The organism is Streptomyces sp. NBC_00878, assembly GCF_026341515.1.
Taxonomy (GTDB): Bacteria; Actinomycetota; Actinomycetes; order Streptomycetales; family Streptomycetaceae; genus Streptomyces.
Genome location: NZ_JAPEOK010000001.1, coordinates 5,363,051 through 5,384,993, shown reverse-complemented (window position 1 = coordinate 5,384,993; position 21,943 = coordinate 5,363,051). Strand labels below are relative to the sequence as shown.

Genomic DNA, 21,943 nt, shown 5'->3' with positions numbered 1-21,943 from the left:
TAGCGCCGACAGTGATGGGGGTTTGCCGGTACCTGAGTCCGCATGTGCCGCCCTGAACCGGTCTCCACCGACTCCCCATATGCGGACCCGGGCTCAAAGAGGCGCAGAGCGCCACTCAGCGCTTCGAGGTGTCAACCCCGCGCTACGAACGGCATACCATCCGGTCTGCCTCACCCGTAGGTGTCACCGGGACCGGTGCTGCCGGGCGCGCGCAAGGGGCCGAAGCGCTGGGCGGGACCCGCGGGACCGAGCACCTTGATCAGCCGCACCGAGCCGTGCCCGAGGTCCTCGTTCAGGCGGGCGACCAGCTGCGGAGCCAGCAGCCGCAGGTTCGTCGCCCAGGCCGTCGAGTCGCAGCGCACGATCAGTACGCGCTCGTCCTCGTCGTACTTCTCCGGTACGCAGTGGTTGGCCAGGTCGTCGCCGACGATCTGCGGCCAGCGGCCCATGACACCGCCGACGGCGGCCGGGGTCTCCCAGCCGCGCTCCGTGATGAGCCGGTTGATGGCGGAGCCGAGCGCCATCGGGTCGCGGCCGTCGGCGTGCGCGCCCGAGCGCAGGCCGCCGCGCCGCGCCTGCTTCTTCTGCCGCGCCGCGTCCCCACGCGCGCGTGCCTGTTCTTTCGCCGCGCGCAGGGCCACGCGCGCGAGGTCGACGCCGGAGGGCTCCGGGTCCTTCGCCGGCTCGGGCTTCGGATCGGGTGTGTTCTCGCTCATACGCGCTCCACCGTGCCCCCGGACACGGTGAACCGCGTCCCCGTCAGTACGCCCGGTACGTCGTCGTCGACCGCGGCCGTCACCAGCACCTGCTCGCCCGGGGCGACCAGCTCGGCGAGGCGTTCACGGCGACGGGTGTCCAGCTCGGCGAACACGTCGTCGAGGACCAGCACCGGCTCGTTGCCCTCGGCCCGCAACAGGTCGTACGAGGCCAGGCGCAGCGCCAGCGCGTAGGACCAGGACTCGCCGTGCGACGCGTAACCCTTCGCGGGCAGCTCGCCGAGTTTGAGCAGCAGCTCGTCCCGGTGCGGTCCCACCAGGGTGACGCCCCGCTCGATCTCCTGCTTGCGGGTCTCCGCCAGCGCCGCCATCAGCTGCTCGTACAGCTCCTCGCGCGCGTGACCGACGATTTCGGGCGAGGAGGGCTTGTACTCCAGCGCCACGGGACCGCCGCCGGGCGCCAGCTGCTCGTACGCCTTGTCGGCCAGCGGCTGGATCGCGGCGACCAGGTCGAGGCGCTGGGCGAGCAGTTCGGCGCCCACGCGCGCGAGGTGCTGGTCCCACACGTCGAGCGTGGACAGGTCCATCGTGCGACCGCCGTGGCGACGGGCGAGCGCGGCCGACTTCAGGAGCGTGTTGCGCTGCTTCAGGACACGGTCGTAGTCCGCACGCACGCCCGCCATACGTGGGGAGCGTGCGGTGATCAGCTCGTCGAGGAAGCGCCGGCGCTCGCCCGGATCGCCCTTGACCAGCGCGAGGTCCTCCGGTGCGAACAGCACGGTCCGCACGATGCCGAGCACATCACGCGGTCTGACCTGCGAGGACCTGTTGATGCGGGCGCGGTTGGCCCTGCCGGGGTTGAGCTCCAGCTCGACGAGCTGCTGACGCTCCCCCTGCTGGACATTGGCCCGGATGATCGCGCGGTCGGCACCCATCCGCACCAGGGGCGCGTCGGACGAGACACGGTGGCTGCCGAGGGTGGCGAGATAGCCGACCGCCTCGACGAGGTTGGTCTTGCCCTGTCCGTTGGGCCCCACGAACGCAGTGACGCCCGGGTCGAGCGGGACCTCGACCCCGGCGTACGAGCGGAAGTCGGCCAGCGACAGATGCGTGACGTGCATGGTCGTTCGCCGACCTCCCCCAGGGCTGTGGATCCGCGGTGCGGACCTGTGGATTACTTCTACTCGCTGCTCGACGGACTCACTTCGCCGGGTTCACTTCTTCTCGACCTCGTGGCCGCCGAACTGGTTCCGCAGCGCCGCGACCATCTTCATCTGCGGGGAGTCGTCCTGCCGGGACGCGAACCGTGCGAACAGCGACGCGGTGATCGCGGGCAGCGGCACCGCGTGGTCGATGGCGGCCTCCACGGTCCACCGGCCCTCTCCGGAGTCCTGTGCGTAGCCGCGCAGCTTCTCCAGGTGCTCGTCCTCGTCCAGTGCGTTGACCGCCAGGTCGAGCAGCCAGGAGCGGATGACGGTGCCCTCCTGCCAGGAGCGGAAGACCTCGCGCACGTCGGTGACCGAGTCGACCTTCTCCAGGAGCTCCCAGCCCTCGGCGTAGGCCTGCATCATGGCGTACTCGATGCCGTTGTGGACCATCTTCGAGAAGTGGCCCGCGCCCACCTTGCCCGCGTGTACGGCGCCGACGCCGGCGTCGCCCTCGGGCTTGAGGGCGTCGAGGACCGGCTGGACCTTGGCTATGTTCTCGGCGTCGCCGCCGTACATCAGCGCGTAGCCGTTCTGCAGGCCCCAGACGCCGCCAGAGACGCCGCAGTCGACGAAGCCGATGCCCTTGGCCGCCAGCTCCTCGGCGTGCTTCTCGTCGTCCGTCCAGCGTGAGTTCCCGCCGTCCACGACGACGTCACCGGGCGCCAGGAGCTCGGCGAGCTCGTCGATCGTCGACTGGGTGGCCGCCCCGGCCGGAACCATCACCCACACCGCGCGCGGAGCTTTGAGCTTGCCCACAAGCTCCTCGAGGCTGTGGACATCGGCGACGTCCGGATTGCGGTCGTATCCGATGACGGTGTGGCCTGCGCGGCGAATGCGCTCGCGCATGTTGCCGCCCATCTTGCCGAGGCCGACGAGACCGAGCTCCATCAGGTTGTTCCTTCACTAGCGATGTGGCAGGAGGGCACTTTCGTACCTGCGTCCGAGCCTAAACCCGGACGCTCCCGCACATCTGTGGGCATAGCCGCTCAGACGTATGCCCCCACCTGCGGCCTTCGTCAGCCGCTGAGCCGCACCGGCATGATCAGGTACTTGTACGCCTCGTCCGCCTCCGCGTCCACGGCGGGCTTGCCGCTGAGGAGCGCCGGCTTGGTGGACGTCGTGAAGGAGAGCTGCGCCACCGGAGAGTCGATGGCGCTCAGGCCGTCGAGCAGGAACGTGGGGTTGAAGGCGATCGAGACATCGTCGCCCTCCAGCTGGGCGTCGACCCTCTCCACAGCCTGTGCGTCGTCGCTGGAGCCGGCCTCCAGGATCAGCACGCCCTGCTCGAAGGAGAGCCGCACCGGGGTGTTCCGCTCGGCGACCAGGGCCACGCGCTTGACAGCCTCCACGAAGGGGGCGGTCTCGATGACGGCGATCGAGTTGAACTCCGTCGGGAACAGCGAGCGGTACTTCGGGAGGTCGCCCTCCAGCAGACGCGTGGTCGTGCGCCGTCCCGCGCCCTCGAAGCCGATCAGACCCTCGCCGGCGCCGGAGCCGGACAGCGCCAGGATGACGCTGTCGCCGCTTGTGAGGGCCTTGGCGGTGTCCAGGAGCGTCTTGGCGGGCACCAGGGCCACCGCGGACGCCTCGGGGTTCTCAGGCTTCCACAGGAACTCACGGACCGCGAAGCGGTAGCGGTCGGTGGAGGCGAGGGTGACCGTGTCGCCCTCGATCTCGATGCGGACGCCCGTGAGGACGGGAAGCGTGTCGTCTCGCCCGGCCGCGATGGCCACCTGGGCAGCGGCCGAGGCGAAGACCTCACCGGGGACGGTGCCTGTCGCCGACGGCATCTGCGGCAGCGCCGGGTACTCCTCCACAGGCAGTGTGTGCAGGGTGAAGCGGGAGGAGCCGCAGACCACGGTCGCCCGTACACCGTCTGTGGAAATCTCCACCGGCCGGTTGGGAAGAGCGCGGCAGATGTCGGCGAGCAGACGGCCGGAGACGAGCACCGTGCCTTCCTCGTCGACCTCGGCGTCCACGGAGACCCGTGCCGAGACCTCGTAGTCGAAGCTGGAGAGGCTCAGTGCGCCCTCCTCGGCCTTCAGCAGAAGGCCGGCGAGCACAGGCGCCGGCGGACGGGCCGGGAGGCTGCGTGCCGCCCAGGCCACTGCCTCCGCGAGTACGTCGCGTTCCACCCGGATCTTCACCGTTGCCGCCTCCGTCTGTTGCCGGCGCTCTCGCCCTGCTTCGCCTTCGTCGTCTGACTCGGTGTCGCTCAGCCCTGTCAGGGGAAGGACACCGGGGACCAGTCTGACGCACCGCACTGACAGTCGGTGCCCCTCGGGGTCAAGTCGTACCGAGCGGCACCTGAGGCACCGAGCGCGAGTTGTGCACAGCCCCGTCTTCGAATCGATTCCCAAGCTCTCTCTAGTTGGGAGTAGTAGTAGGGGCTGTGGATACCGTGGATAACCGCGTATTCGCAGGTCAGAGTCGGTTTTTTGTCCACTGACCCTGTGGGTGGAGGCGGTGGAAAACCGGGGTCCGCTGTGGACAGGGAAAAGTTCTGCACACCCGATGCACAGACTCGGGGCACTTCTCCCCAGCGCCGTCCCCAGGTTTACCCACGTTCCCCACAGCCCAACCCGGCACCTTCGTGTGACGCCTTTCACTCGACACGGTGAGGAGGCGCGTCGCGTTGCCGAACAGTGGACAGCGATGTGGAGAAGCCTCCGGTCGCTGGGGACAACCGCCCCCAGCCTGTGGGCTGCCGGTGGACAACTTTCTGCACACCCTGTGGATTCTTTCTTCGTCCACAGTCTGTGGAGATCGTTCGTCCACGAATCCACAACCGGCTGACCTGGCCTGACGTCCTTTCGGCAGCACACCCTGTGGACACGATCTGGACAACTTCCCAGTCCCCAGGGTGTGGACGCGAGAAAGTCCCCGAATCTGTGGAGGACGGCCGTAACCGGGGCGTGTATTCGAACAACAGGTGGTCGTCGGGTGTCGGCGGAACGACTGCGGGCACAGCAGGGAGGGGCGCCCGAGCCCGGATCCAGGCGGATCCGGGCGGAATGAGGGCCCTCAGGAGGCGTACGAGAGCGGTGGAATCGTCTTCGGAGGGGTGCCGGAACGATGCCTGACGCGCGTCGGCACGCCTGCGCACGCGTCCGGGAACGTCGAAAGGCGCCCTCGGGAACGTGTCCCGGGGCGCCTTCAGCGACGTACCGCCGTGGCTGTCAGCCGTTCTTGATGCGGTTCGTGAGCTCGGTGACCTGGTTGTAGATGGAGCGGCGCTCGGCCATCAGCGCGCGGATCTTCCGGTCGGCGTGCATGACGGTCGTGTGGTCGCGGCCGCCGAACTGGGCGCCGATCTTCGGCAGGGAGAGGTCCGTGAGCTCGCGGCACAGGTACATGGCGATCTGGCGTGCCGTCACCAGCACGCGGCTGCGCGAGGAGCCGCACAGGTCGTCCACCGTGAGACCGAAGTAGTCGGCGGTCGCCGCCATGATGGCCGTCGCGGTGATCTCCGGGGCCGAGTCCTCGCCGCCCGGGATCAGGTCCTTGAGGACGATCTCCGTCAGACCGAGGTCCACGGGCTGCCGGTTGAGCGACGCGAACGCCGTCACCCGGATCAGCGCGCCCTCCAGCTCGCGGATGTTCCGCGAGATGCGGGACGCGATGAACTCCAGGACCTCCGGCGGGGCGTTGAGCTGCTCCTGCACCGCCTTCTTACGGAGGATGGCGATCCGGGTCTCCAGCTCGGGCGGCTGGACGTCGGTGATCAGGCCCCACTCGAAACGGTTCCGCAGCCGGTCCTCCAGGGTGACCAGCTGCTTGGGCGGCCGGTCACTGGAGAGCACGATCTGCTTGTTCGCGTTGTGGAGCGTATTGAAGGTGTGGAAGAACTCCTCCTGCGTCGACTCCTTGTCCGCCAGGAACTGGATGTCGTCGACGAGCAGGATGTCCATCTCGCGGTACCGCTTGCGGAAGCTGTCGCCCTTGCCGTCGCGGATGGAGTTGATGAACTCGTTGGTGAACTCCTCGGAACTCACGTACCGCACGCGCGTGCCGGGGTAGAGGCTGCGCGCGTAGTGCCCGATCGCGTGCAGCAGGTGCGTCTTGCCGAGTCCCGACTCCCCGTAGATGAAGAGGGGGTTGTACGCCTTCGCGGGCGCTTCGGCGACGGCGACCGCCGCGGCGTGCGCGAAGCGGTTCGAGGCGCCGATGACGAACGTGTCGAAGAGGTACTTCGGGTTGAGGCGCGCGGTGGGCTCGCCGGGACCGGCCGCGGGCGCCGGCTGTGCGGCCAGCGGACCTGGGGCACCACTGGAGGAGGGCAGCCCGGAGCCGACGGGTCCGCCTCGGTGGAGATGCCCGTTGCCGGACTGCGACGGCGGTTCGGGCCGCCGGTCGCGGCGGTCCGAGCGCTGGTCGTAGTCGGAGCGCGGCTGGTCGTACCCGGGCCGCTGCTGCTCGTAGTCGGAACGCTGCTGATCGTAGGGAGAGCGGTCCGGTGACTGCGGCCGGTAGTCCTGCGAGGGCGACGCGTACGGGTCCCGGTCCGGAAAGCCGAGCCGCTGCTGTTGCCAGCCGTAGTCGTCCTGCGAGGGCCTCGGCCAGCCGCCGGGGTCGGGGCGCTGATAGTCGGGGTACGCGGGACGGGCGGTCGGGAGCTGGTCCCCGCGGGAGGGCGGCTGCTGGTCGGGGCGGCCCTGCGGGTGGTCGTCCCGGTGGTCGTCCGCGCGGTGGCGGCCGTACCCCCGGTATCCGTCACGGCCCTGCGCGGAGGGGAGATCGGGCTCCTCGTAGCGCGACTGCGAAGGCGCGGGCGGCGCCGGCGGGGAGGGCTCGCCGACGGAGTCGTCGACAGTGATCGCGATACGGATCGGGCGGCCGCACTCACGGCTCAGTGTGTCGCTGACGATCGGCGCCAGACGCCCCTCCAGCACGCCTTTCGCAAACTCGTTCGGGACCGCGAGCAGTGCGGTGTCCGCGACGAGCGCCAGCGGCTGGCAGCGTTTGATCCAGTGCTCGTCCTTCGTCTCGACGCCCTGCCCACGGTCCTCACCGAGAAGTTGCTCCAATACTCGTGGCCACACTGCGGCAAGATCGGCAGGTACGTCAGCCACAGGGCACGCTCTCTCACGGGTCCCACGAACGTGTGATTCCTGGGACGGATGGGGTTGGAACTCGAGGTGGGGCGGGCGGCACGAATCAGATGGAGCGGGGAGAAGGGAACGAACCGGAGTCCAGCCACGGTAGTCAGGGCGACCCATGCGGTTCAAGTTGTTGTCCCCAGGCTGTGGATAGTGTCTCCCGGGCGGCGCTGGTTTGACCGGATGGCGTAGCCGCGCGTACCGTAACCAGGTCGAGTTGTCGATGGCTGCTGCCGCCTGCCTCCGATGGGCACAGATCGCGAAGAGTGATCGGGAAGCGGTGCACTCGGGCGTAAGCGAGCTACTCGTGGGCGCACGGTGACAGCCAGGACGGCACCCCGAAACTACCGATTTCCTCTGGAGCCCCCGAGTGAGCAAGCGCACCTTCCAGCCGAACAACCGTCGTCGTGCCAAGACCCACGGCTTCCGCCTGCGGATGCGTACCCGTGCCGGTCGCGCGATTCTCGCGAACCGTCGTGGCAAGGGTCGCGCCAGCCTGTCCGCCTGATCACTTACAGGTCATGACGTGCTGCCTACCGAGCATCGGCTGAGGCGGCGCGAGGACTTCGCGACCGCGGTACGCCGAGGACGCCGGGCCGGACGCCCGCTTCTTGTCGTCCATCTACGTAGCGGTGCAACGGACCCGCACGCGCCTGGGGAGAGCGCTCCCCCGACGCGTGCGGGTTTCGTTGTCAGCAAAGCAGTGGGCGGGGCCGTCGTACGCAACAAGGTGAAGCGCCGGCTTCGCCATCTGATGCGTGACCGAGTGGCTCTGCTGGCCCCCGGTAGCCTGGTAGTCGTACGAGCGCTGCCCGGTGCGGGCGACGCCGACCATGCACAGCTGGCCCGAGACCTGGACGCCGCCCTGGAGCGGCTACTGGGAGGGGGCGCGCGATGAAGTACCCACTGCTGGCTCTCATCAAGCTCTACCAGTGGACCATCAGCCCGTTGCTCGGGCCGGTGTGCAAGTACTACCCGTCGTGCTCCCACTACGGGTACCAGGCCATCGACCGCCACGGTGCGATCAAGGGAACGGCACTCACCGCCTGGCGCATCCTGCGGTGCAATCCGTGGTCGCTGGGCGGCGTGGACCATGTCCCGCCGCGCAAGCGTCCGCGGTGGCACGAAGTGCTGCGTAACGCCTGGCGTGCACGCAAGGGCGGAACCTCCGCCGCCGAACCGGCCATCGAGGGGCACGGTATGTCCGACCGTCCCCCGAGCCCGGCCGCCGAGACTCCGTCCCATGCTCAAGGAGCCTGATTAGTGGACACGATTGCCAGTATTTTCAGCTTCATCACGACACCCGTTTCCTGGGTCATCGTCCAGTTCCACTCGGTGTACGGCGCCATCTTCGGCCCCGACACGGGCTGGGCCTGGGGCTTGTCCATCGTGTCCCTGGTGATCCTGATCCGTATCTGCCTGATCCCGCTCTTCGTGAAGCAGATCAAGGCCACCCGGGCGATGCAGACGCTCCAGCCCGAGATGAAGAAGATCCAGGAGCGCTACAAGAACGACAAACAGCGCCAGTCCGAAGAGATGATGAAGCTGTACAAGGAGACGGGTACCAACCCGCTCTCCTCGTGTCTTCCCATCCTGGCGCAGTCTCCGTTCTTCTTCGCCCTCTACCACGTGCTCAACAGCATCGCGTCGAACGACACCATCGGCGTGATCAACGAGCGGCTGCTGGAGAGCGCGCAGAAGGCGCATATCTTCGGGGCTCCGCTGGCCGCGAAGTTCACGGACAGCGACGCCAAGGTCCAGGCGCTGGGCTCCTCGATCACCGACGTGCGCGTCGTCACGGCGATCATGATCGTCCTGATGTCGTTCTCGCAGTTCTACACGCAGCGCCAGCTGATGACGAAGAACGTCGACACGACGGTGAAGACGCCCTTCATGCAGCAGCAGAAGATGCTGATGTACGTCTTCCCGATCATGTTCGCCGTCTTCGGCATCAACTTCCCGGTCGGTGTCCTCGTCTACTGGCTGACCACCAACGTGTGGACCATGGGCCAGCAGATGTACGTCATCCACAACAACCCGACCCCGGGTTCCAAGGCTCAGGCCTCCTATCTGGAGCGGCTGCACAAGCGCGTCACGCACCACGGCAAGACGCGCGGCCGCGGTGAGAAGGCCATCGTCAAGGCCATCGTGGCCAAGGGCCGCGACCGCAACGAATTCGAGCGCAAGTTCATCAACGGCCTCAACAAGGCGGGCCTGGCGGCCCAGGCCGACGGCGCCGTGGTGAAGAGCGAGGTCTCGACCGTGGTCGAGACCGAGGACGGCACCCCGGCGACGAGCGCCACGCCCAAGCGTCAGCAGCCCAAGCGGCAGAGCAAGTCCCAGCGTCAGTCGGGCGCTGCCCACGGTGGTCCCAAGGCGGCGGACGACTCCGAGCCGAAGACCTCGCTCAGCAAGTCCGACGAACCGCAGGACGCCAAGCCCGGCCCCAAGCCGGCGGGCGGCAAGCCCGCGTCCGGTGGCACCCGCAGCAAGGCCCAGTCCGGACAGCGCAAGGGCCCGCAGCGGCCCAAGTCCCCGTCCAAGAAGTAAGAAGGAGCCCATCCCGTGACGGAAGGCACCACCTCCGCTGCCCCTGAGGGTGGCGACACCCTGACCCGCCTGGAGCAGGAGGGCGAGATCGCGGCCGACTACCTCGAGGGTCTGCTGGACATCGCCGATCTCGACGGCGACATCGACATGGACGTCGAGGCCGATCGCGCGGCGGTCTCGATCATCAGTGACTCAAGCGGCCGTGATCTGCAGAAGCTCGTCGGCCGCGACGGTGAGGTGCTGGAGGCCCTCCAGGAGCTCACGCGGCTGGCCGTGCACCGGGAGACCGGGGACCGCAGCCGGCTGATGCTGGACATCGCGGGTTACCGCGCCAAGAAGCGCGAGGAGCTCTCCGAGCTGGGCGCGAAGGCCGCGGCCGAGGTCAGGAGCTCCGGTGAGCCGGTGAAGATGAACCCGATGACCCCCTTCGAGCGCAAGGTGGTGCACGACGCGGTCAAGGCCGCGGGCCTGCGCAGTGAGTCCGAGGGCGAGGAGCCACAGCGCTTCGTCGTCGTGCTCCCCGCCTGATCCAGCAGTCGTTCTCCGGCCCCGTCTGTACGCGCAGGCGGGGCCGAACTTTGTCAGCCTGATAGTCCCCGATAGTTCCTGATAGCCCTGGAAGTCAGCGCGCAGTGCGCTCAAGCGGTACGGAAGGACGGTTCCCCGTGACGGAGGCAGCGGAGCTTCCCCCTGCGCCCGAGCAGGCCCGGGCGGTATTCGGCGATCGCTTCGCAGACGCGGTTCGGTACGCGGAACTGCTGGCGGACACGGGAGTCCAGCGGGGTCTGATCGGCCCCCGTGAAGTGCCACGCCTGTGGGAACGGCATCTGCTGAACTGCGCGGTGCTCTCGGAGGTCGTTCCCGAAAGCGTGACCGTGTGCGACGTCGGTTCCGGGGCCGGCCTGCCGGGCATTCCGCTCGCCCTCGTCCGCCCGGACCTGAAGATCACTCTTCTTGAGCCCTTGCTGCGGCGGACGAACTTCCTCAACGAGGTCGTGGAGCTGCTTGGTCTCGACCATGTCACCGTCGTGCGTGGGCGTGCCGAGGAGGTCCTTGGCACGCTGCCTCCGGTCCACGTGGTGACCGCGCGGGCCGTGGCACCGCTGGACCGCCTCGCGGCCTGGGGCGTCCCGCTGCTGCGCCCGTACGGCGAGATGCTCCTCCTCAAGGGCGACACCGCGGAGGAAGAGGTCAAGAATGCCGGAGCCGCACTGAGCAAGCTGGGCGCCGTGGAGACTTTCGTGCTTCACGTCGGTGAGGGTGTGGTGGATCCCCTCGCCACGGTGGTGAGGGTCGAAGTCGGGGAGAGTCCCGGTGGTGTGCGCTTTGCGGCCAAGCGGGCGAAGGCTGCCCGGACGGGGCGGACTCGTCGGCGTCGCTGACCGCCGGTGCCTGGGAAAGGTGACTCGTTCGGGATATGTGTCGTCGGGCCGGAGCTCGTTGATTGATCCGTCCTGACGACGAGACGTACTCCACACAAGCTGCCAAACCTACACATGCCGGAGTGTCGCACGGCCGCGGTCGCACGTGCTGTGCATCGTGTTTCACGTGAAACGTCGCTCACTGCTGCACGGCATCATCAGTCGCGGTCGCGCCGCGGCCGAACCCCGCGACCGAAATCCTTTTGGATCCCGGGGATCCTTCGGTAAAAGACCCTCTCCTGGCGGCAGTGCGTCCCCCGCGGAGGGCACGGAGTTGTCCACAGAGGTGGATTTCTCCACAGAACAACGGGCCTCGCTGGTTCACGACCCCGAAGGCATGGGAGGCTCTGTTCATTGCGAGCCTGAAGTCGAGGAGAGTGAATCCTTGCGGTCCGACGCCAACATCGCGGGACCGATGACCGATCCGGTCCCCGGTCCCCGTACCGAGTCGATGGGGGAGGATGTTTCACGTGAAACACCGCCCCCGATGGACGACACTCCCATCGGTCGTGCTGCCCAACTGGCGGTGGAGGCTCTAGGCCGCGCCGGCGAGGGCCTGCCACGGCCCGAGCAAACGCGTGTGATGGTGGTAGCCAACCAGAAGGGCGGGGTGGGCAAGACAACGACCACGGTCAATCTTGCCGCTTCGCTGGCTCTGCATGGCGGGCGCGTCCTGGTGGTCGACCTCGATCCTCAGGGCAATGCCTCCACCGCGCTGGGCATTGACCATCATGCCGACGTACCTTCGATCTACGACGTGCTGATCGACAGCAAGCCACTCTCCGAGGTCGTGCAGCCGGTGCCCGATGTCGAGGGGCTGTTCTGCGCACCTGCCACGATCGATCTCGCCGGTGCGGAGATCGAGCTGGTGTCCCTGGTGGCACGCGAGAGCCGCTTGGAGCGGGCGATCCAGGCTTACGAGCAGCCGCTGGACTACATCCTCATCGACTGCCCGCCCTCGCTGGGCCTCCTGACGGTCAACGCTCTCGTAGCCGGTGCCGAGGTTCTCATCCCGATTCAGTGCGAGTACTACGCGCTGGAGGGCCTGGGCCAGCTACTGCGCAACGTCGACCTGGTGCGGGGGCACCTCAACCCCGACCTGCATGTATCGACGATCCTGCTCACCATGTACGACGGCCGGACCCGCCTCGCGTCCCAAGTCGCCGACGAGGTGCGCAACCACTTCGGCGACGAGGTGCTGCGGACGAGCATTCCTCGCTCGGTCCGTATCTCCGAGGCCCCCAGCTACGGTCAGACGGTTCTGACCTACGACCCGGGGTCGAGCGGTGCCCTCTCCTACCTTGAGGCGGCGCGGGAGATCGCGCTGCGGGGAGTCGGAGTGGCGTACGACGCGCAGCATGCCCACATGGGCGCACACAACGAACAGAGCATGGTGGAGGGGATCCAGTGAGCGAGCGACGGAGGGGGTTGGGCCGTGGTCTCGGCGCACTGATCCCGGCTGCACCTACAGGAGAGAAGGCGGCACCACCGGCGGTGGGCGGATCGTCCACATCGCCGGGAGTCGTGCCCGTGCTCACCGCGGAGCGCGGGGTGGCGGCGGCCAAGGTGGCCACGCTTCCGCCTGCCCAGGTTTCACATGAAACGGATGAGCCGTCGGCGAGCGTGTTCGGGGAGGCTCCGTCGGCACCCGTCGGCGCGTACTTCGCCGAGCTGCCTCTCGACTCCATCACCCCGAACCCGCGCCAGCCCCGTGAGGTGTTCGACGAGGACGCTCTCGCGGAACTTGTCACCTCCATCAAGGAGGTCGGCCTTCTCCAGCCGGTCGTCGTACGGCAGCTGGGTCCGGCGCAGTACGAGCTCATCATGGGCGAGCGGCGCTGGCGGGCCTGCCGTGAGGCGGGGCTTGAGGCCATTCCGGCGATCGTGCGGGCCACGGAGGACGAGAAGCTTCTCCTGGACGCGCTCCTGGAGAACCTGCACCGTGCTCAGCTGAACCCGCTGGAAGAGGCTGCCGCCTACGATCAGCTGCTCAAGGACTTCAACTGCACGCACGATCAGCTGGCTGACCGGATCGGCCGGTCGCGCCCTCAGGTCTCCAACACTCTGCGTCTGCTGAGGCTGTCGCCGTCGGTTCAGCGGCGAGTCGCAGCAGGGGTGCTCTCCGCCGGACATGCGCGAGCCCTGCTTTCCGTCGACGACTCGGAGGAGCAGGATCGACTGGCTCACCGGATCGTGGCCGAGGGCCTCTCGGTGCGAGCTGTCGAGGAAATCGTCACGCTCATGGGCTCGCGGCCGCAGTCGGCCTCACGCTCCAAGGGGCCTCGGGCCGGCACTCGGGTCTCTCCCGCGCTGAGTGACCTTGCGACCCGTCTCTCGGACCGCTTCGAGACTCGGGTGAAGGTCGACCTCGGTCAGAAGAAGGGCAAGATCACCGTCGAGTTCGCCTCGATAGACGATCTTGAGCGGATCCTCGGTGCGCTCGCCCCGGGCGAGGGACCGGTTCTGCAGAAGAGCCTCCTGGACGACGACTCCGAGGATTCGGAAGCCTGAGGTCTGGGTCGGTCGGTTTGACCGTGCGACCCTTGCGATCAGTGGAGCGGGTCGTGTCCGGTGTGTACCGGAACACGGCCCGCTCTTTGCTTTCTGGCGGTATCGATGGAATCGCATCGTGGATACGATGCGTTCGGGTATGGCGCATCCACCTGGCAGCACCTTCTATGGGGAGGCGAGGGGCCATGCGAACGGTGAGCCGCACCGGATTGGTGAGCGCGGGCTTGGGGCTCGGCGCGGTCGGCGGGTTCGTCGGCAGCCTGCTCAGGGAACGGAGCGCTCTGACAGCCGCCCGCGACGCTGCGGGCGAAGGAAGCGAGGAACTGCCTTCATGGGGCGTCGGCTCGTACCGCTCACGCTGGACAACCTCCAGGACCTTCCCAAGCGCTGTCGCGCCTGTGTCTTCTGGGAGTTGGACCCAGTCAGCGGTCAGGCCGCGGTAAAGGCAGGAACACCCGAGCTGGAGAAAGAGGCGTGGATCTCCGCCGTCCTGCTCGAATGGGGATCCTGCGGCCGGGTCGTCTATGTGGACGACGTACCGGCGGGCTTCGTGCTGTACGCGCCGCCCGCCTATGTGCCGCGTTCGACGGCCTTCCCCACCAGTCCGGTCTCCCCTGACGCGGTTCAGCTGATGACGGCTTTCATCATGCCTGGCTTTCAGGGGCAGGGGCTTGGGCGTGTGATGGTGCAGACGGTTGCCAAGGATCTGCTCAGGCGGGGCTTCAAGGCGATCGAGGCCTTCGGGGACGCTCGCTGGAAGGAGCCGGCCTGCGTGCTGCCCGCCGACCATCTCCTGGCCGTGGGATTCAAGACGGTCCGGCCGCACCCGACATACCCGCGACTGCGTCTGGAACTGCGGACGACACTCTCGTGGAAGGAAGACGTGGAGCTGGCGCTCGACCGACTGCTCGGGGCGGTACAGAAGGAGCCGGTGCTGCGTCCGCTCTAGGTCGCTCCTGCGTCCGTTGGAGAGGCGCCTGAGTCATCGGCCATACATGCGTATGGGCCAACCCGTCCGGGTTGGCCCATACGTGTTTCACGTGAAACATCGCCGCCTGGGTGGGCGGCCTGCCGATCTACTCGGCGATGAAGTCCTCAAGGTCCCGCACGATCGCGGCCTTCGGCTTCGCACCGACGATGGTCTTGGCGACCTCACCGTCCTGGTACACGTTCAGGGTCGGGATGGACATGACGCCGTACTTGGCAGCCGTACCCGGGTTCTCGTCGATGTTGAGCTTGACGACCTCGATCTTGTCGCCGTACTCGGCGGCGATCGCTTCGAGGGACGGAGCGATCTGACGGCACGGACCGCACCAGGCGGCCCAGAAGTCCACCAGGACGGGCTTGTCGCTCTTGAGGACGTCCTGCTCGAAGGAATCGTCGGTCACGTGCTTGAGGGTGCCGGCCACGGCGGGCTCCTTAACTGGTTGGTGCGGTGGGGCGGGATGGAGGGTCAGACAGTGGTCTTTGCGGGCTCCGCGGCAGCCTCGCCGTCCGCGAGGGCGGAGAGGAAGCGCTCGGCGTCCAGAGCAGCGGAGCAGCCGGTGCCGGCCGCGGTGATCGCCTGGCGGTAGGTGTGGTCGACGACGTCGCCGGCGCCGAAGACACCCGTCAGGTTCGTCTGGGTCGAGGGTGCCTCGACCCTGAGGTAGCCCTCCCCGTCGAGGTCGAGCTGACCCTTGAAGAGCTCGGTGCGCGGGTCGTGGCCGATCGCGATGAACAGTCCGGTGACGGGCAGCTCGGACGTCTCGCCGGTCTTCAGGTTCCGCAGCTGTAGACCGGAGAGCTTCTGATCGCCCTGGATCTCGGCGACCTCGCTGTCCCAGACGAACTTGATCTTCGGGTCCGCGAAGGCACGCTCCTGCATCGCCTTGGAGGCGCGCAGGGTGTCGCGGCGGTGGACGATCGTCACGGACTTGGCGAACCGGGAGAGGAAGGTGGCTTCCTCCATGGCGGTGTCGCCGCCGCCGATCACGGCGATGTCCTGGTCCTTGAAGAAGAAGCCGTCGCAGGTCGCGCACCAGGAGACACCGCGCCCGGAGAGGGCGTCTTCCTTGGGCAGACCCAGCTTGCGGTGCTGCGAGCCCGTGGCGACGATGATCGCCTTCGCCCGGTGCACGGTGCCCGCAGTGTCGGTGACGGTCTTGATCTCACCGCTGAGGTCGACCGCGATGATGTCGTCCGGCACCAGCTCGGCACCGAAGCGCTCGGACTGCGCACGCATGTTGTCCATGAGCTCGGGGCCCATGATGCCGTCCTGGAAGCCGGGGAAGTTCTCCACCTCAGTGGTGGTCATCAGCGCACCGCCTGCGGTGACGGCGCCCTCGAACACCAGCGGCTTAAGCGACGCGCGCGCAGTGTAGAGCGCCGCCGTGTAGCCGGCGGGCCCGGAGCCGATGATGATCACGTTACGGACGTCGCTCACGGCTTGATTCCTCGTCTCTGGAGACTGCTTCGTACGACCGGTGGGAGCCTCTCTCAGAACTCTCACCCCACCCAACGGATCCTAAGGGGCGCGCATTCCCACTGTGTCCGGGCACACGAAGACGGCGTCACCGCGCGACGACGCCACGGATGGCACAGGGGTGCTCAGGATGGTCCCCGGCAGAGCCGGGCTCGGTCAGCTCTGCGGGTAGGAGTGCGTCAGCAGGACCTTGCCGGCGGTGATCGACGGCTTGTCCACACAGGTGGAGTCGACGACGTAGGCCGTGACCCGTGTGGTGTCGGAGGCGTCGGGCAGGACCACGAGATATGCATCCGTGCCTTCGTAGGAACCTTCCTTGAAGGCGAGCGGTTCCGCGTCCCGGCCGATGCCGAGCTTGACGCAATCAGGAACCGAGGCGGACGGCGTGTTCAGGATGCGCGGCTCGTCCGTGGACTGGGTGCCGTAAGGATTCGAGGTGCGCGGGCCGCCGTCCTTCTTCTTGTCGGCCTTGTCGAGGAGATCGGCGACCTGACCCTTGAGCTTCCCCTCAGCGAAGGTGTTCGCGGAGTCGGTCTGATTCTCGGACGCCGACGGGGGGTCATTGTCCGAGCCGTCGCTGCCGAGCGTCTGGAGCAGCAGTCCACCGAGTCCCAGCGCGGCGGCCGTGAACATGACGCTCAGGACTGCGGTCCTGCGGCGTCCGCGACGCGTGCGGTTCGTGCGGCCCGGGCCAGTGGCGGCGCGGGGGCGTCCTGCGGGGCGGTCTGCCGTGGTCGATGTTTCACGTGAAACATGCCTGCTGTCGCTGTCGCTGTCGTCTTCGTCGGACAGTGGACGTGAGGCGTCCCCGGACGCGAGGGTGCCTGTGGCGTCGCCTGCGGGAGCCGTGGCATTCAGCAGGGCCTCAGCGGCGAGAGCGGCGTCGATACGCCCCGCGACGTCGTCGGGCATGCGGAGCGGGCCCGGCAGCGTGCCGAGCATGCCGCGGATCTCCTCCAGCGAGTCGTACACGTCGGCGCAGAGTGCGCAGTCGTCCAGATGCTGTCGCACGTCCGCCGTGCGAGAGGGCGGGAGCAGACCTTCGGTGAGGTCGGAGATCTCCTCGACGTCCGGGTGCCCGGCCGTGTCGGTCGTGGATGTCACGCTCGCCCACCTCCGCCCTTCACAGCAGCTGAATCGCTTGGTCCATCGTGTTCTCCCGCTGCGGGTGGGACGGATGCCCCCTGCGTACGGTTCCGTACCTCACCCGACTTCTTGCTCGATCTGTCGCTCCCGCTGTCCGTACGCAGGTGTTTCAGCAGCGGGAGAAGTCTGGCTCTGCCACGCGCACAGCGGCTCTTCACCGTGCCGGTGGGCACATCGAGCAGGCTGGCGGCCTCCGCCACGGGGTAGCCCTGCATGTCCACCAGGACAAGGGCGGCCCGCTGGTCGGGGGGCAGGGTGCCCAGGGCCTGCAGCAGTTCACGGTGCAGATCGTTGCGCTCGGCGGGAGCGGAGGCGGACTCGTGCGGCTCCAGGAGCTGTTCGAGCCGTTCCGTGTCGTCCACGGGGGACGTCTTCCTGGAGGCCGCCTTGCGCGCGCGGTCCAGGCAGGCGTTCACCGTGATCCGGTGCAGCCACGTTGTGACGGCCGACTGGCCACGGAAGGTGTGGGCGGCCCGGTAGGCGGAGACGAGGGCGTCCTGGACGGCGTCAGCGGCCTCCTCGCGGTCGCCCAGCGTCCGCAGCGCCACCGCCCAGAGCCGATCACGGTGACGCCGCACGATCTCGCCGAAGGCGTCGGGATCGCCCTCCACATGACGGGCGAGGAGGTCCTGATCGCTCACTTCGCTGAATCCGGCGCCGTCCGCCATCGAACCCCCTCCCCCTCGGTGAGTGCTCAGCCAGTGAACTTCACGTCGGTGATGGCCTGCTTGTAACCGGCGTCGCTGAACTGGTCGCCAGGTGCGTACGGCAGCGCAGTGAACCACACCAGCACGTACTGGGTCTTCACTTTCTTGTCGACCTTCACCTTCGCGGTGGTCTCGCTCGTGGTCAGAGTCCCGATCTTCTGCATGGAGCTCAGCGACGTCGAGGAACTCATCGAGTCCGTCGCATACAGCGTGACCGTCGTGTGGTCACCGGCGAACCGGAGCCCTATGGAAGCGGCTGAGATCTCCTTCTGCGAGCCGAGGTCGTAGACGATGCCGACACCCGGCTTGAAGGCCGGGTTCATCGCCGGACCGTCCACGAAGCTCTTGCTCCGCCAGTACGTCGAGCTGTCGCCGTCGTATGTCTTGGCAACGTCCCCAGCAGCCTGGGCAGAACCCTTCGCGACGTACTCCTCGGCGCCCTCGATGGTGATCGGCTTGGCCGGCTTGGCCTCGTCGCCGTTCTTGTCGTTGTCGTCCGTCGGCTGGGTGTTGCCCGTGTCGTCGGACTTCCCGCGGTCCATGAGGGCGTCCGCCAGCTGCCAGCTGCCCAGGCCGAGCGCGGCGATCAAGAGAGCCGACACGGCCCACTTGAGTGCCTTGCCGGTACGGGTCTGCAGCGGAGGCAGGGGAGTCGGTACCGGCTGGGTCGGGCCCGGGTGGGCCCCGGAGCGGCCGTAGCTGCCCTGCTGGTACGTCGTGCGCTGGTAGTCGGGCGGTGCTGTGAACGTGGGCTCCGGCGGCCGGATGCGGGGCATCTCGCCGACCGCCTTCACCAGTTCCTCCGGAGTGGTGCACGGAGGCTCCTGGCGGGACGCGGTCGCGCCGTCGTTGACGAGCGCGCGCATCGCGAGCTCCGAGAGGCCCCGGTGCACGCCTGCCCGTACCTGGTCGGGGGAGATGAGCCCCACTCCCTTGGGCAGCCCTGACAGGCCGTAGGCATCGTTCTCGTACGGCCAGCGCTGGGTGAGCGCGGCGTACAGCAGCGCGCCGATCGCCTCTGTGTCGGTGCGCTGCGGGGTGTCGGAGCTGATGCCGCGCAGTGCGGCGTTCACGGCGAGGCCGCGGATGCGCCACTGCCCGGACGAGGTGCGCAGTACGGCACTAGGGGTCAGCTTCAGATGCGCCAGCCCCTCGCGGTGTGCGGCGGCCATCGCCTGGGAGACCTGGCTGACCATCTGGTACGCCTCGTGCACCTCCAGAGGGCCGGCGGCCAGCAGAGGCGTCAGCTCCGTGGCATCCGGCAGCCATTCGTGCACCACATAGACAAGGTCGTTCTCCTCGACCGCGTCCAGGACCTGGACGAACCGGGGATCACCCAGGAGAGCGGAAGAACGGGCCGCCGCCAGGACGGAGCGCGCTCGTGGATGGTCGGCGGGCAGCAAGTGCACACCAACGGCGCGGCGGAGTTTCTCGTCCACCGCACGCCAACTGCTGAAACCGTCCAGACGGGTGACGCACTCTTCCAGGCGGTAGCGTCTGGCGAGTTTGTGTCCGCTGTGCAGCTCGGGCGGCGAGGTCCTGCCAGGGCTCTCGTTCCCCCCGCTCCCCTGTTCCTCTTCGCTCTCCGAGCTGTCCGTGTCCCGCTCCCGGTTCTGGGCCACCCCGTCGGCCGTGGACTGGTCCGCCTTCGCGGTCAGCGGCTCGTCGCCGCTGTTGTCTGCCACGTCGACGGCAGCCGTGCTCCGTTCCGCCACCGTCGTTCCTGCCTCCCCATCCATTGCGTGCTCTCCGACGCCAAAGCCAATTGTGCCCACAGTCCGTCCCTATGCACGACACGCGGTCGCGGACGATGGTTGTGCGCCTACTCCCGTCTTAGCGCCCGAGGCGCCCGCGGACCATGCCGACCATTCCGTTCAGCTCCTCGATACGCATCCGCCGTGCCGCGACGTAGAAGACACCGAGCAGTACGACACCACCACCGAGCAGGGAGGCGAACGAGCCGCCGACGCCCTGTCCCAGTGTGCGGGCGATTCCGTAGCAGGCCGCACCGCTGAGCAGCGCGGCCGGCACCGCCGCGATACCGAGCCGTGCGTACGTACGCAGGACTCGGGCACCGTCCAGGTCGCCGCCCAGCCGTTTCCGCAGCCTGCGCCACGCGACCCCGACGCCGATCGCGTAGGCAAGACCGTACGACGCGGCCATGCCCGCCACGGCCCAGCGAGGGGGCAGCAGGAAGAAGCAGAGCGCCGAGGCCCCGGCGTTGACGGCGGCCACGATGACCGTGTTGTAGAAGGGCGTCCGGGTGTCCTCGTACGCGTAGAAGGCGCGCAACACGACGTACTGCACGGAGTACGGGATCAGGCCCAGGCCGAAGGCCATCAGCATGTAGCCCATGTTCGTCGCTTCGCCGGCCCCGGAGGCGCCGAAAATCAGCGTGCACATCGGGATGCCGAGCGCGACGAAGCCGAAGGAGATCGGCACGATCGCCACGGCGGTCGTGCGCAGCCCCTGGGAGATGTCGTCGCGGACCGCGCCGCTGTCGCCCTCGTGGGCCGAACGCGAGAGCCGCGGCAACAGAGCGGCCATCAGGGAGACCGTGATGATGGCCTGCGGGAGGCCCCAGATGAGCTGGGCGTTGGCGTAGGCCGCGAAGCCGGTGCCGTCGACCGGTGAGTCCTTGCCCGCCGCGGTGGACAGCTGGGTCACCACGATCGCGCCCGCCTGGTTGGCGAGGACGAAGAGCACCGTCCACTTGGCGAGCATCGCGGCCTTGCCGAGCCCGTGGCCCTTCCAGTCGAAGCGCAGCCGCAGTCGGAATCCGGTCTCGCGGAGGTACGGGATCATCGCGAGGGCTTGGACGACGAGGCCGAGCAGGACACCGATGCCGAGCAGCCGCTCGCCCTCCGGCGGGATGGTCGCGGCCTTCATGCCGGAGTTCTCCGCGGTGCCGTACACCCAGATGAACAGGCCGAGCGTCACGATGATGACGACGTTGTTGAGGACCGGGGTCCACATCATCGCGCCGAACTTTCCGCGTGCGTTCAGGATCTGACCCATCACCACGTGGATGCCCATGAAGAAGATCGTGGGCAGGAAGTATCGGGCGAACGTGATGGCGACGTCGTTGGCCGCCGGATCGCTCGCGACGGGTGCCGAGAGCATGCGGACCAGGAGCGGAGCGGCGAAGACCGCGAGTGCGGTGAGCGCGCCGAGAGCCACGACGACGAGGGTCAGCAGCCGGTTGGCGAATGCCTCACCACCGTCCTCGTCGTCCTTCATGGCGCGCACCAGCTGAGGTACGAAGACGGAGTTGAGGCCGCCGCCGACGGTCAGGATGTAGATCATCGTCGGCAGCTGGTACGCGACCTGGAAGGTGTCACCGAGGAGGCCGACGCCGAGTGCCGCGACGATCAGAGCGGAGCGGATGAAGCCGGTGAGACGGGACACCATGGTGCCCGCCGCCATGACCGCGCTCGACTTCAGGAGACCGGACGCACGCCCACCGGACTTCTTCGCGGCCGCAGTCGCAGCCGCGGGCGCGGGCGCAGGGGCAGGCTGAGGCGGCGGCGGGGGGGCGGCAGCCGGAGCCGGTGCGGGTGTCGGCGCGGGCACGCCGGGCGGACCCGCGGGCGGATATCCGCTGCCCTGCTGGTCCTGGAGGGGATACCCGGCGCCCTGCTGCTGATCCCGGAAGAGATGGGCGAACGCGTCCGGCTCGTGGCGCTGCTCGCCGGCCTGGGTCACCAGGTCGTCCACGCCTACGAACTGGGTCGTGCGGGGATCGTCGCCGTACGGCAGGTACTGGGTGGGGCCTTCTGGCTCGGGGGCCGGGGTCTGCGCCCAGACACGCGGGTCGGGGGCGTACGGAGACTGGGGCGGCTGGGCGTAGAGCGGGGGCTGCGGCTGGTAGGTGCCGGGCGGCGGCGGGGGATGAGCGGCGCGGTCGTAGAGGGCCTCGGTGACGGGGTCCTGGGCGGAGAGGTCCTGCGCCCGGTAGGGATCCTGGGCGTAGGCATCCTGGAAGTACACGTCGGGTGCGGGCTGCGGAGGCACCTCGCCGGGTTCCGGCGGGCCCTGCGGCGGGTCGTCGGGGTGGCCGGAGCCGCCCGCGCCCTGGCCGCGGTCACCGTCGTACGGCGCGTTCATGGTTACCCCACCTC

At 68.2% G+C, this 21,943-nt stretch carries 20 protein-coding genes; 9 read left to right on the top strand and 11 right to left on the bottom strand.

Annotated features, from left to right (window positions below):
* Positions 1 to 170: 170 nt before the first annotated feature.
* From OHA11_RS23125 to dnaA, 5 genes are all read right to left on the bottom strand, one after another.
* Complete coding sequence (locus OHA11_RS23125) at positions 171 to 716, bottom strand: DUF721 domain-containing protein (protein ID WP_266499246.1); 546 nt, start codon at positions 714 to 716, stop codon at positions 171 to 173.
* On the bottom strand, positions 713 to 1,837 hold the full coding sequence (recF, locus tag OHA11_RS23120; RefSeq protein ID WP_266499244.1) for a DNA replication/repair protein RecF: 1,125 nt from the start codon (positions 1,835 to 1,837) through the stop codon (positions 713 to 715). The genes OHA11_RS23125 and recF overlap by 4 nt, the downstream gene beginning before the upstream one ends.
* Positions 1,838 to 1,930: 93 nt before the next feature.
* A complete protein-coding gene (gnd, locus tag OHA11_RS23115) occupies positions 1,931 to 2,812 on the bottom strand; it encodes a phosphogluconate dehydrogenase (NAD(+)-dependent, decarboxylating) (protein WP_266499242.1) in 882 nt (293 codons plus the stop codon).
* A 128-nt stretch (positions 2,813 to 2,940) separates the two neighbouring features.
* Positions 2,941 to 4,071 carry a DNA polymerase III subunit beta gene (gene dnaN, locus OHA11_RS23110; RefSeq protein WP_033321309.1) on the bottom strand — a complete coding sequence of 377 codons (1,131 nt, stop codon included), beginning with the start codon at positions 4,069 to 4,071 and terminating at the stop codon, positions 2,941 to 2,943.
* Positions 4,072 to 5,103: 1,032 nt separating this feature from the next.
* Positions 5,104 to 6,996 carry a chromosomal replication initiator protein DnaA gene (gene dnaA / locus OHA11_RS23105; RefSeq protein ID WP_323186614.1) on the bottom strand — a complete coding sequence of 631 codons (1,893 nt, stop codon included), beginning with the start codon at positions 6,994 to 6,996 and terminating at the stop codon, positions 5,104 to 5,106.
* A 397-nt stretch (positions 6,997 to 7,393) separates the two neighbouring features.
* Here dnaA and rpmH point away from each other — a divergent pair, with 397 nt between their 5' ends.
* From rpmH to OHA11_RS23060, 9 genes are all read left to right on the top strand, one after another.
* Positions 7,394 to 7,531 carry a 50S ribosomal protein L34 gene (rpmH, locus tag OHA11_RS23100; protein ID WP_006381191.1) on the top strand — a complete coding sequence of 46 codons (138 nt, stop codon included), beginning with the start codon at positions 7,394 to 7,396 and terminating at the stop codon, positions 7,529 to 7,531.
* 18 nt (positions 7,532 to 7,549) lie between these two features.
* Positions 7,550 to 7,921: a ribonuclease P protein component gene (gene rnpA, locus OHA11_RS23095; protein ID WP_266499236.1), complete on the top strand. Its 372-nt coding sequence runs from the start codon at positions 7,550 to 7,552 to the stop codon at positions 7,919 to 7,921.
* Positions 7,918 to 8,283 (top strand): membrane protein insertion efficiency factor YidD, encoded by a 366-nt coding sequence (gene yidD, locus OHA11_RS23090; protein WP_266499233.1) that lies wholly within the window; start codon positions 7,918 to 7,920, stop codon positions 8,281 to 8,283. The genes rnpA and yidD overlap by 4 nt, the downstream gene beginning before the upstream one ends.
* Positions 8,284 to 8,286: 3 nt before the next feature.
* Positions 8,287 to 9,573 carry a membrane protein insertase YidC gene (gene yidC / locus OHA11_RS23085; protein WP_266499231.1) on the top strand — a complete coding sequence of 429 codons (1,287 nt, stop codon included), beginning with the start codon at positions 8,287 to 8,289 and terminating at the stop codon, positions 9,571 to 9,573.
* A 15-nt stretch (positions 9,574 to 9,588) separates the two neighbouring features.
* Entirely contained in the window at positions 9,589 to 10,101 is a 513-nt protein-coding gene (locus tag OHA11_RS23080) for a R3H domain-containing nucleic acid-binding protein (RefSeq protein ID WP_266499229.1), read from the top strand.
* 137 nt (positions 10,102 to 10,238) lie between these two features.
* Positions 10,239 to 10,955 carry a 16S rRNA (guanine(527)-N(7))-methyltransferase RsmG gene (gene rsmG, locus OHA11_RS23075; protein WP_266499227.1) on the top strand — a complete coding sequence of 239 codons (717 nt, stop codon included), beginning with the start codon at positions 10,239 to 10,241 and terminating at the stop codon, positions 10,953 to 10,955.
* Between the two features lie 376 nt (positions 10,956 to 11,331).
* Positions 11,332 to 12,405 carry a ParA family protein gene (locus OHA11_RS23070; RefSeq protein ID WP_323186775.1) on the top strand — a complete coding sequence of 358 codons (1,074 nt, stop codon included), beginning with the start codon at positions 11,332 to 11,334 and terminating at the stop codon, positions 12,403 to 12,405.
* A complete protein-coding gene (locus tag OHA11_RS23065; protein WP_266499225.1) occupies positions 12,402 to 13,505 on the top strand; it encodes a ParB/RepB/Spo0J family partition protein in 1,104 nt (367 codons plus the stop codon). The genes OHA11_RS23070 and OHA11_RS23065 overlap by 4 nt, the downstream gene beginning before the upstream one ends.
* A gap of 331 nt (positions 13,506 to 13,836) precedes the next feature.
* Complete coding sequence (locus tag OHA11_RS23060) at positions 13,837 to 14,454, top strand: GNAT family N-acetyltransferase (RefSeq protein WP_266499224.1); 618 nt, start codon at positions 13,837 to 13,839, stop codon at positions 14,452 to 14,454.
* 127 nt (positions 14,455 to 14,581) lie between these two features.
* Here OHA11_RS23060 and trxA read toward each other — a convergent pair whose 3' ends face one another.
* The 6 genes from trxA to murJ form a co-directional block, all read right to left on the bottom strand.
* Entirely contained in the window at positions 14,582 to 14,914 is a 333-nt protein-coding gene (gene trxA / locus OHA11_RS23055) for a thioredoxin (RefSeq protein ID WP_266499223.1), read from the bottom strand.
* 44 nt (positions 14,915 to 14,958) lie between these two features.
* Entirely contained in the window at positions 14,959 to 15,930 is a 972-nt protein-coding gene (gene trxB / locus OHA11_RS23050; protein WP_266499221.1) for a thioredoxin-disulfide reductase, read from the bottom strand.
* A gap of 195 nt (positions 15,931 to 16,125) precedes the next feature.
* The gene (locus OHA11_RS23045; RefSeq protein ID WP_266499219.1) at positions 16,126 to 17,073 is read right to left on the bottom strand and encodes an anti-sigma factor; all 948 of its coding nucleotides are present in this window, start codon (positions 17,071 to 17,073) and stop codon (positions 16,126 to 16,128) included.
* Positions 17,070 to 17,783, bottom strand: a complete 714-nt coding sequence (sigM, locus tag OHA11_RS23040; RefSeq protein WP_266499216.1) for an RNA polymerase sigma factor SigM — start codon at positions 17,781 to 17,783, stop codon at positions 17,070 to 17,072. The genes OHA11_RS23045 and sigM overlap by 4 nt, the downstream gene beginning before the upstream one ends.
* A gap of 26 nt (positions 17,784 to 17,809) precedes the next feature.
* Entirely contained in the window at positions 17,810 to 19,537 is a 1,728-nt protein-coding gene (locus OHA11_RS23035; RefSeq protein ID WP_266499215.1) for a protein kinase family protein, read from the bottom strand.
* 118 nt (positions 19,538 to 19,655) lie between these two features.
* Complete coding sequence (murJ, locus tag OHA11_RS23030) at positions 19,656 to 21,929, bottom strand: murein biosynthesis integral membrane protein MurJ (protein ID WP_266499212.1); 2,274 nt, start codon at positions 21,927 to 21,929, stop codon at positions 19,656 to 19,658.
* Positions 21,930 to 21,943: the final 14 nt, after the last annotated feature.